Below are 9,834 nucleotides of genomic sequence, written 5' to 3' on the forward strand. Positions count from 1 at the left end.
TTTGTGATTGGAGTTGCGTATTTCTTATGACACCCCAAAACATTCTGTTCGTGGACGACAGCCCTATGGTTCTGTCCCTTCTCGAACGGACATTGATGCAAGAAGCATTCATCATGCATACCGCGAATACACCTAAGGAAGCACTACAGGTGCTGAAGGAACAGCCGATAGACGTAGTAGTATCCGATCTGCTTATGCCAGGTCTGGACGGGCTTAAGTTTCTTCGTATGATTAAGGAAGATTATCCACATATCGTACGGATTATTTTGTCAGGTCACTTACATACGCAGTCCATTTTGGCAGCGATTAATCAAGTTGGCGTGTTCCGTTTTTTGACCAAGCCGCTAGAGCTGGATGACGATACTCTCAAGAAGATACTGGATGAAGCGCTGAGTCAGGCTCGCCTTAATCGCAGCAACATGTATGCGGATCAGAACCTCGCTTCCAATTTATCGGTATTTCTGGACAGCATTCTTAATGCACCTTATCGGCCTTATGTGCTGCTGAATGATCGGCATACCGTAATGGCTGCACACGCGGCACTTGCAGATCTGTATCCTGTAGGCAGCTCACTTCGTGATCCTGACCGTGAGGGTCTACAGCTAAGCGCTCATTCACTCTTCATACCACATGACGAACTGGAATCGTCCGATCCAGACCTTTACACCGTAGATACTCTGAATGTAGGACATCTTTCCCTACGCCTTATCCGCCTTAGCGAGATCGCTTGAGCTACGGCTGCCGCTTCTTAAGACGGCGGCACCCCCTATTACAGTCAGGCAGACGTACATCCACAGCATGCCTGCTGTCAATAATGGATGACGAACATAACGCTTAACATTTCCCCACGTATACAGCACTGGACGGAAGAAGTACCAGCGTTCCAGTGCCTTTCGCCATCCGCCCTCCTCCGATGACATCGTCCGATCCATCACCGAGAAATAATAGGCTTTTTTGCGTAATACATCCTTCAGATATACCTGCTTCTCGTCATGATAGATTCGTGTAAATACTGCACGGCGGATGACTCCACCGGCCTCCAGATAACGCAGTGTCGGCTGGATCTCCTCAAAAGCAATCTGCTCCGCATTGAACCCACCTGTCGATTCATAGGAACTCATCCGCCAGAAGCGAGCCGCCTCTATGGAGCGTTTTCCCAAGGTCTCCCCTGCATTATTAATTACATTGCGCTCAAAGACCTTTACCTTCGAGAAGAAGTTATCTGCCTCAGTGTAAGCCTCCTCAGGAATGACCAGCGCTCCCGTATCCTGATGATCGTCAAAATAGTCAACGCCCTGCTGAATCAAATTCTCCGCCAAAATCATATCCGAATCGAGTACAAGTATGTAGTCGGCACCCAATTGCCGGGCCTCCTCGACCGCCCTCACTCGTGCAACTCCACGCTCTCCATGAGGAAGCTCTAATACCGTAACAGGCACTGAGCTCCCCGCAGCCAGCGTATGGATGACCTCCACCGTTCGATCTTCTGAGCCGTCATCGGCAATCACGATGTGCAGATCCTTGTAATTTTGCCCCATACAGCTTCGCAGGCATGGTTCTATGTTCCGTTCATTGTTGTACGTGGAGAAGAGAATGACCGCTTTGTCCACTCTGTTCCGCCTCCTCTATCCATTGTTCCAGCAGCTTGTCCAATGCGACTGCTGTATGATCAAAATGAAACTTCAATGCATACTGGTACGCCCGCTCACGAATGGCCAAATATTCCTCTCCACCCTTCGCTGCTCGTTCCATTTGCTCAGATAGTCCGCGCACATCACCATGGAAGCATAGATATCCGCTCTTTCCGAAATCCGTAGCATCTACTAGTCCAGGCGAATTGCTCACAATGCTTGGAGTCCCGACAGCTGCCGCCTCGGTAATGGTCAGCCCCCAGCCCTCACGCAAGGATGGAAATACCAGCGCATGGGCACGACTCATCAGCTCCAGCTTAAGCTCGGCAGACACGAATCCGAAGAAGGTAACGTCGGCCTGCGGCTGCCCCTGCTCATCCGGCTCTCCATAAGTCAATCCATATTGCTTCATAATCGGTACTAACTGTTCCTCTACATAGGCTTTGTTAGTTTTGCCGACAATCCAGAGTACAGCATTCGGATAGTTCTTCTTAAGTCTGCCAAAGGCTTCAACGGCCAGGTCAATCCCTTTATACTTCACAAATCGTCCAGCATACATAAAGGTGGGATTCGGCTCCTTGGTCAGAAATTGGTCACGTCTCCAGTGCTCAAATTCAATCCCCTCCGGCAACAGGTGCACCTGATCCGGGTGGAACCCCAGCTTCAGCAGGTCATACCGCGTAGAGGAAGAGACTGTAAGTGTACGATCCTTCCGGGCCAGCTTAAGCATCAAGGGCTCCAAGAGATAACCAACCACATTTAACGGGAATTTGGCATTCTCGAACCAGATTTCTCTCGTTAGCTGATGGATAAAGAAGATACGCTTGGAGTACTCCACCCAGAATCGGGTAAAGAATTGGTGAGTATTTGCCTGATTCACGACATAATCAATCGCTGTGCGATGACGACGATAATAGCGCATGGCATGAACAATGACGCTCGCTATATTTCCTTTGCGAATATAGGTTACGCCGTCGATGGTTTCTTCCTCAGGCAAGCCCTCGTATTGGGGCGAAAAATGGATAAAGCGAACACGAGCTTGCCGTGAACGTTTGAGCATTTCATGCGTGAATATTTCCGCTCCCCCGCTTTTAGGTGAACGAATATCACGCCAGGATAATAGTAGAACGACGGTGATGTCGTCCTGCTCACGTATTGTACTCATGAAGCGCCCCCCTGATCTTGATTTTGGATAAATAGAAATAGGCATCCACCACGAAGTAGAGGGCCATGGCGCCATAGACCACCAATTGCGACAGCAAGAAATCCAAAGGCTCTCTGTGAACCATATGAAAAGCACTCAATAGCACGGCAACCCCTGCTAATAAGCCAATCATAAATTTGCGTCTACCCAGCAATACATGCATGTGGACGAAGAACAATACGATGGAGAACAGCCAGTATACCCATCCGCCCCATGGAATAAATACCTCCGCCGCTTGATACGAAGGTCCGAATAACAACGGTATGGACCACGGGAACACATAGGTCGTGCCTACAAATACACAAATAGCTGCTGCAACCATTAAACCTGCATAAATGGCTAATAGCTTGGCAACAGCTTGACGGTCGTGACCCTGCGCGCCAAGCTTCGGAATAAATGCTGCGATCAGACTGTATGAGACGTAATACACCAATTGGCTATACTTGAGCGCAATCGCATAATTGCTGGCCTGCTCAGGAAAGAAATGCTGCACGTACAGCATGTCGATGGAAATGCAAAACAAGATAAACAGATTGGTCATGAGGCTATCCGTGAAATCCTGACCTAGCGCTCTCCACAGCCCGGCAGAGATACGGCCCCTGTTGTTACCGCTGAAGGATACGCTTCTAGACGAGACGAACCATCCGTGAAGCAGTGACAATAGCATCCCCCCACAGCTCGCTAGCAGCAGTGCTTCCAGCTTCAGACCCAATGCAACCAGCACAAAAAACAGGCTAAGCTTGCCGAATACCTCAATATAGTAATTCACATTAAGAGACAGCATACGTTCCCTGCCCTGCAGGCTTCCCCGACAGGAGCTGACCAGAATATGAAGCCCCACCAGGCTATACAGCATGAACATCGGAAGGGATTCGACGCCTAATACCGAACGCAGCACTGGATGAACCAGCACTAGCAGAGCCATGGACAGCACCGTGAGCAGCAAAGGAGCCTTCAGTAACAGTGTCCCTAGCGGCAGATGACGCGGCGACTCGTTCGGGCCTCCTTTGGATACCAGCTTGGCGATCATCAGTTGTAGCGATAATCCCAGAACAGACAGCAGAGCAAACAGCGCTAACAGTGCATTTGCCTGGCCATAGGCTTGTCCGGTAAGGTACCAGCTCGCAGCAATGTGGAAGAAGAAGTTAAAGCCGTTCAGCAATACATTGAAGATAGGAAACATTAATGGACGCAATCGCTTGTGTAACGTGGTCATCTCACCCGCCGATCGAGACGCCAGATGTCAATCATCGAGCGCAGGAAACGAAGCGAATCCTTCAGCACGTCGATGTGCGATCCGTCCCGGTCAATACATTTCACAGGTAATTGCAATACACGTAGCTGCAGGCGCTTGGCAATATACATCATTTGCAGATCCAGCGCGAGCCCTAGATGCTCTTTCAGATACGGGAACATCCGCTTCACAGCCACGGAGCTCATGACTTTGAGTCCTGTCTGGGAATCAATCACACCTGCTGGCAGAAACGGCCGGGAGATCGTACGTTTGCCAAAGCTGACTACAGAGCGCAATAGAGAGCGATTCTCGGCTGTCATATCCTTGGTTCCAATCACAACATCGTAGTAGCCTTGTCTAACCACGTTGATGATTCTGGCGATGTCCTCGATAAAAAAGGAGTCATCTGCATCCACGAAGACGTAGTAATCCGCCCCGATCGAGCGCATTCCTTCCAGATAAGTACCTGCCTTGCGCGTATTGCGATCCAATTCCCGGGTCTGAAGCAGTGGACTGAAGTTCGGATTGATCCGGTTGACGGACAAGTCCGTAGATGACTTTAGCGCCCGGATCAACGTATTGGTCTCATCGTGGCTGCCATCATCAATGAGATAAATGGATCCTTCCACAATCTGACTACGAATAAAAGCCTGCAACCGCTCGGCAAAGGTCTTCACATGTACAAAACGTTGCTCCTCGTTATACACCGACAGAATGAAGGCAATGTGCTGCCCCTTTCCTGAATACTCCGGGTAGAGCAAGCTTTGGATCTCAGACAGCATCTTCTCGTTGTCGTTAGGTTGCCAGAATAACAAGCGCAAACGACCGAATCCGGTAATCTGAACCATGTGCTGGTCACTGAACGTAGCCGTTACATCGGTTACGATTAACAGTGGCATTTCTGGAAATCTACTGCGAATCTCATTCGAGACCCGCACAGCTTCCTCTGGCTCTCTGTAGTCGATCAGACAACAGGATGCATTCTCATACGCCGTAGCTTCATCTGGGCTCTCGCATTTAACATATTCATAGAAATAAACTACGTTGGGATAATCAATAGCCCTGTTGTTATCGCTGAAAATGGCTATAGGTCCCTGCACACATAACCTCTCCTTTTTCCTCCGAATTACTATATTGTTGATTGTTCGTCAAAGGTAGTGTTCATGCTTATACCGTTGGCAAATGAATTGCCACGATAAGACAAAATTCTACCACTCCTTCTAGTAGCTCATACCTACTCCATAGCTATGACTACCCTTCTCTTGAACTAGGCCCTTAGTGCATATTAAGCAGGTGCCTAGCTTCATTTTACAATTCGACTTTTAAGAATGTTTGTGTGAAGTCGTGAAGCTTCCTTGGCATAACTTCATATTTTCTTAACAAAATAGCTGACATGGCTTGTACTATGTGGGGAGTAGAAAAATATAAAGTATTTCACATTTTAGAAAGGGAGAGTATTCGAAATCAGTTCAAGAGAACTATATAATTGGAGTTTTTTTGGTTATTAATATAGTTCCAAAGAACTAAAATATAGAGGAATGAGGATTTTTCTTGGTTATGTACGCGGAATATTTTCATGTTGGATTTTGTAGCATGGAGAGGAATTATGATGTGGGAGAGGCATTAAAAAAGCTCCGAATCAGCTTGGGGGGCCCTTGGAGAATTTAAACGGAATACGTTCATTTTAAATTAGATTTAATGATTCTCTCTTTTTAGATAGTCCCATAATCTATTCTTCTGTGTATAGATTAGGAAATTCAATACCATCAAGAAACTTTTTACTAAAGTACATTTCTAACATTTCATAAAAGTCATTACTGATAAGTGTAAAATATAAAAACTCGCTATTACCAGCAAAATAAAATTCACCTGACTCGGAAACTAGAATTTCAATCTCACTTCTAGGAAATGCCCCTAGAGTGGTTAGCTTCTGATTGATCAAGTTTTCAAACTCGAATAATTCCTCAAGTTCAATTCCCCCATAAGAGGGATTAATAACCAAGGTGGTCAAGCAACCAGATTTGACTACTTTTGACGGGGTCTTCACAACCAAGCCCCCAAATTCCTTTAAGATATTCAAAGCTATACTACATGGATGAATATCAAGTTCTTTATAAAAACTCAAGAAAGGAGTTACGTCAACTTTTCTTCCTTCAAACCAGCCGTTCTGCATAAATAAGTTTCTAATCGACTCACTTTTAAACATAAAACCAAATCTCCTTTTTTTTACTAATTCTCATTTGCATTATAGTTATATAGGTCATCTACTGTTCCATCAAATTCTACTATTCTAGCTGTTGGCGCATACAATAATTCGCAATTATCACATGATTCCTTAAAACGATAAATTTCCTGTGCATTTTTTTCAGAAGCACTTTTGTATAAGTTGACTTATGCAGATACTCTAAATTATAGCTCTTTAGCATAAGACGGTTTGGCGTGTAACTCATATCGCTAACCTCGCCCAGCAGGTGGTACTCGCTTTGTTTGACCACTCACACCCAGTAACAGAATTAAGTAATTCCTTATTAGAAGCTATCAAGCTATCTTAAGATTTCCCATAACCTTAAAAAAGCGCTGGAATGAATCACAGCGAAATACTTGTTATAATAATTATGTTACTAATTAGCATTTGGAGGAATTAAAAGTGAAGGCATTTGAACACCATCGTTGGAATATATGTGAAATGGAAGCCATTAATATACAGCAGGAATTGGCCAAGAAAGTTATTAAAGAAGATTCTTTCAATCAAATACACTATGTTGCGGGAGTAGACGTCGCTTACAGCAAGACCAATGATAAGTTAATAGCAGCGATTGTCATTTTAGAAACAGAGACATTAAAATTGGTAGAGTCAGTTGTTATTGAAGATACAGTTCAATTTCCATATATCCCTGGATTGTTTTCATTCAGAGAACTTCCTCCAATTATTAAAGCATTTGAAAAGATAAAGACCACCCCTCAGCTAGTTGTTTGTGATGGACAAGGTCTTGCCCACCCTAGACGGTTTGGTTTAGCCTGTCATTTAGGGATTCTTTATGATATACCTACAATTGGATGTGGGAAAACTAAGCTGTTAGGCAGTTATGAAGAACCCGAACTACATAGGGGAGCCCAGTCGCCATTAATCGATAATCATGAGATCATTGGTAATGTATTAAGAACACAGAATAATATTAATCCTATCTATGTTTCTATCGGCCATCGGATATCCCTAATCACTGCATGTCATTGGATACTCAAGCTATCGCCAAAATATCGGTTGCCCGAAACGACTCGGCTTGCTGACCAGTTAGTGAAAAAAAGTATGTTACTTAGTTGAAGTTTTCTTAGATAATAAAGAGAAGATGGTCAAACTTCGCCCATCTTCTCCCGTTACTTATATTACGCACAATAATGATTATTGTCCTTATTCCACATCAAAGTAAATCTTAGTTATTAGCTAGTTCTATGAACTATGTTGTCTGATGAGGCTCTAACTTATATCGGCTTCTATATTCCGGTATTCTATCACGAACAACATTATAACCCGTATTTTCCTCACTAATTTCCCATGTTTCTGCAATATCTCCAGCTTCATTATAATTTACTGTGCTTATATAGACATTCCTAATGACAACACTTTGTGATCTTAACTGACCATTCTTATAAAACTCTTTAGCTATACCATTAATCGTATTATGATCAGTCTCATTAAATTCCTGTAACTCACCTGTGGGATAGTAAACCCTCTCAATACCAGTCTTAAACCCATCTTCTACCTCAAATTCCCAAACAAGAACTCCATTGTGATAGTCTACTACTGTTCCATTAAACGGTACTGTTTTGTTCTCATCATGAAAAAAAATATAATCCCCCGTATGAATATCATCTTCGGTAAAAAGATCACTAAAATTCACTTTTTTCATACAACCACCTCCCGATATTTGTCTTTATTAAGAAATATATCAAGATGAACTAGTTATGGCCCACGGTATTAATTCCATCTGTTAAATAGCGACAGTTTTCACAACGGATTTTTGTTACAATGTTACCCACTCCATCTGATTTATATAAATCAATATTATGCAAAAAAAGTTCCGAAATAGTTGAGTCATTAACAGGAAGGTTCGCTTCTCTTCTTGCTTTTAATACTTGATCTAATGCTCTTATTTCTGAATGAGCGGCTAATCGAGTATCAGCAACCTCAGAAAGTTTAATCTCCCCACTAGCGATCTTTAACTCATACTCTTTAACTAGATTCTTTATAATGGGGTCCGCATCATTATCTATCCATTTTTGATATTCTTGTCTCATAGTTGCATTATTTTTGAAGTTCTGTCCAAAAAAAGTTGTATTCGTTAATGGATCGTGTATACCAGATAAGCATGGCACCATTTCTTTTTTAGAAGTACCACTTTCCAATATTTCTCTAGCACGATTAGAGGTATCTTCAGTAAGTTCCTTTTTAATATCCTCCACACTACGCTTTTTATCGTATGAACTAATTCCCCCTGTCCCTTCAGTCCCTTTATTTCCTGATGTCCCCGAATATTCACCATTCTTAAGCGCATCGATCTGGCGCTGTCTCTCAGGTGTAATCTCCAAGTCTGGCGTTCTAGATGAATTAGAAACATTTACGTGCGGGATCTCAAGCCCATTTTCAGTTGCATATCGACGATTTAAAAGCGTATCTGAAAATCCTTGGAAACCGTTCTTTACTCCTTGAGCAAAATCCTTTGCATTTTTAGCCAAAATGTTCAGGTCTTTGTTTAAGGCTTCACCAAAATCAACAACATGCTTGCCAAGATCCTTCATCTTCTTTCCAAGCACACTGCCTGCCTCACTGAGCTTCTCCAGCGCCTTCTGGTACCCTGCTGCTGCTTTATCCATCCCTTTCGAGATCCCGGACTTAATGGAAGCTGGGCTGATCTTATTGCCAATCTTCCCAATAAAGCCGCCTAACTGCTTGGCATACTTGTTGTCCAGTGCTCCTAAGGTGAACATGCCAATCCCGGCATCCATCGCTACGGTCTTCCAGTTAATCTTCTCCCCGCGTAGCAGTTGGTCCATAATACTACTGAAGGCACCTTCCGCTCCAGCCATACCCATCTTACGAGCAAATGCTGTTCCGACGGCAGCTCCCGGTCCGAAGATGGCACCACTTACCGCTCCGATGAAGCTGTCCTTTAGCCCGGTCAACGCATAGTCACTCATGTCGCTAACCTCGCCCCGGGCTATATCCGATACGGCCATCATCCCGACACCCATCGCGCCCCCAATCAACGCACCACTGGCTACTGCTCCGATCAGAATCGGGCCTGCTCCCAGTGTCGCAACAGTCAGGGCCGCCACAGCTGCGACAGCCACGACGACTGCTAAGCCAACCAGCACATTCTTCACCAGCTTGCCCCAGTTGAACGGCGGGTCCGGCTCCGGCTCTTCGCCAAGCTCAGGCTCATCGTCGAACGGCGGATAGCTCGTCCGGTCGCTGCCGTCAGCCCACACCTTCTCGCCCAGCAGGTGGTACTCGCTCTCCACCACCAGCCCTGCTTCGCTCTCTCCGCGGTAGACCAAGATCTGGCTTTCACTGCCCAGAATGATCTGCTGCGGCGTATAGAGCTCCAGCTCCAACTCGGCGGTCATCGTCAGCTTGCCAGGACTGGTAATCTCAATCCCCGTCTCGTCGTTCAGACTGACGAGCATCGCACCCTCCGGGTCCTTTTGCAGGTTCACATGGCTCGGCGCCAGCTTCAGCTCACTACCATGCTCGGTCCCGAAGTATC

Annotated in this window: 8 protein-coding genes and 1 pseudogene; 2 read left to right on the forward strand and 7 right to left on the reverse strand. The window is 45.1% G+C overall.

Translation table 11 applies throughout. The annotated features are described in order from the left end of the window. Positions 1 to 26: 26 nt before the first annotated feature. A complete protein-coding gene (locus tag D328_RS0110970) occupies positions 27 to 731 on the forward strand; it encodes a response regulator (RefSeq protein ID WP_018885053.1) in 705 nt (234 codons plus the stop codon). Here D328_RS0110970 and D328_RS0110975 read toward each other — a convergent pair. The 5 genes from D328_RS0110975 to D328_RS0110995 all read right to left on the reverse strand — a co-directional run bounded on the left by D328_RS0110975 (position 699) and on the right by D328_RS0110995 (position 6,275). Next, positions 699 to 1,610 (reverse strand): glycosyltransferase family A protein, encoded by a 912-nt coding sequence (locus tag D328_RS0110975; RefSeq protein ID WP_018885054.1) that lies wholly within the window; start codon positions 1,608 to 1,610, stop codon positions 699 to 701. The genes D328_RS0110970 and D328_RS0110975 overlap by 33 nt on opposite strands. Beyond that, positions 1,570 to 2,796, reverse strand: a complete 1,227-nt coding sequence (locus D328_RS0110980) for a glycosyltransferase family 4 protein (RefSeq protein WP_018885055.1) — start codon at positions 2,794 to 2,796, stop codon at positions 1,570 to 1,572. Before D328_RS0110980 ends, D328_RS0110975 begins: the two co-directional genes overlap by 41 nt. After that, positions 2,780 to 4,051, reverse strand: coding sequence for an MATE family efflux transporter (locus D328_RS0110985; protein ID WP_033412696.1), 1,272 nt, complete (start codon positions 4,049 to 4,051; stop codon positions 2,780 to 2,782). The genes D328_RS0110980 and D328_RS0110985 overlap by 17 nt, the downstream gene beginning before the upstream one ends. Further along, positions 4,048 to 5,169, reverse strand: coding sequence for a glycosyltransferase (locus D328_RS0110990; RefSeq protein WP_018885057.1), 1,122 nt, complete (start codon positions 5,167 to 5,169; stop codon positions 4,048 to 4,050). The genes D328_RS0110985 and D328_RS0110990 overlap by 4 nt, the downstream gene beginning before the upstream one ends. Before the next feature lie 629 nt (positions 5,170 to 5,798). Further along, positions 5,799 to 6,275: an SUKH-3 domain-containing protein gene (locus tag D328_RS0110995; RefSeq protein ID WP_018885058.1), complete on the reverse strand. Its 477-nt coding sequence runs from the start codon at positions 6,273 to 6,275 to the stop codon at positions 5,799 to 5,801. A gap of 480 nt (positions 6,276 to 6,755) precedes the next feature. Here D328_RS0110995 and nfi point away from each other — a divergent pair, with 480 nt between their 5' ends. Further along, positions 6,756 to 7,391 (forward strand): deoxyribonuclease V, encoded by a 636-nt coding sequence (gene nfi, locus D328_RS0111000; RefSeq protein ID WP_051091134.1) that lies wholly within the window; start codon positions 6,756 to 6,758, stop codon positions 7,389 to 7,391. Between the two features lie 133 nt (positions 7,392 to 7,524). Here the strand turns inward: nfi and D328_RS0111005 are convergent, their stop codons facing one another. Both D328_RS0111005 and D328_RS31335 read right to left on the reverse strand, forming a co-directional pair. Next, positions 7,525 to 7,977, reverse strand: coding sequence for a toxin-antitoxin system YwqK family antitoxin (locus D328_RS0111005; RefSeq protein WP_018885060.1), 453 nt, complete (start codon positions 7,975 to 7,977; stop codon positions 7,525 to 7,527). A gap of 49 nt (positions 7,978 to 8,026) precedes the next feature. Beyond that, a pseudogene (locus D328_RS31335) lies at positions 8,027 to 9,834 on the reverse strand (hypothetical protein); the annotation flags it as partial.

This window comes from Paenibacillus massiliensis 2301065 = DSM 16942 (assembly GCF_000377505.1).
Lineage (GTDB): Bacteria > Bacillota > Bacilli > Paenibacillales > Paenibacillaceae > Paenibacillus > Paenibacillus massiliensis.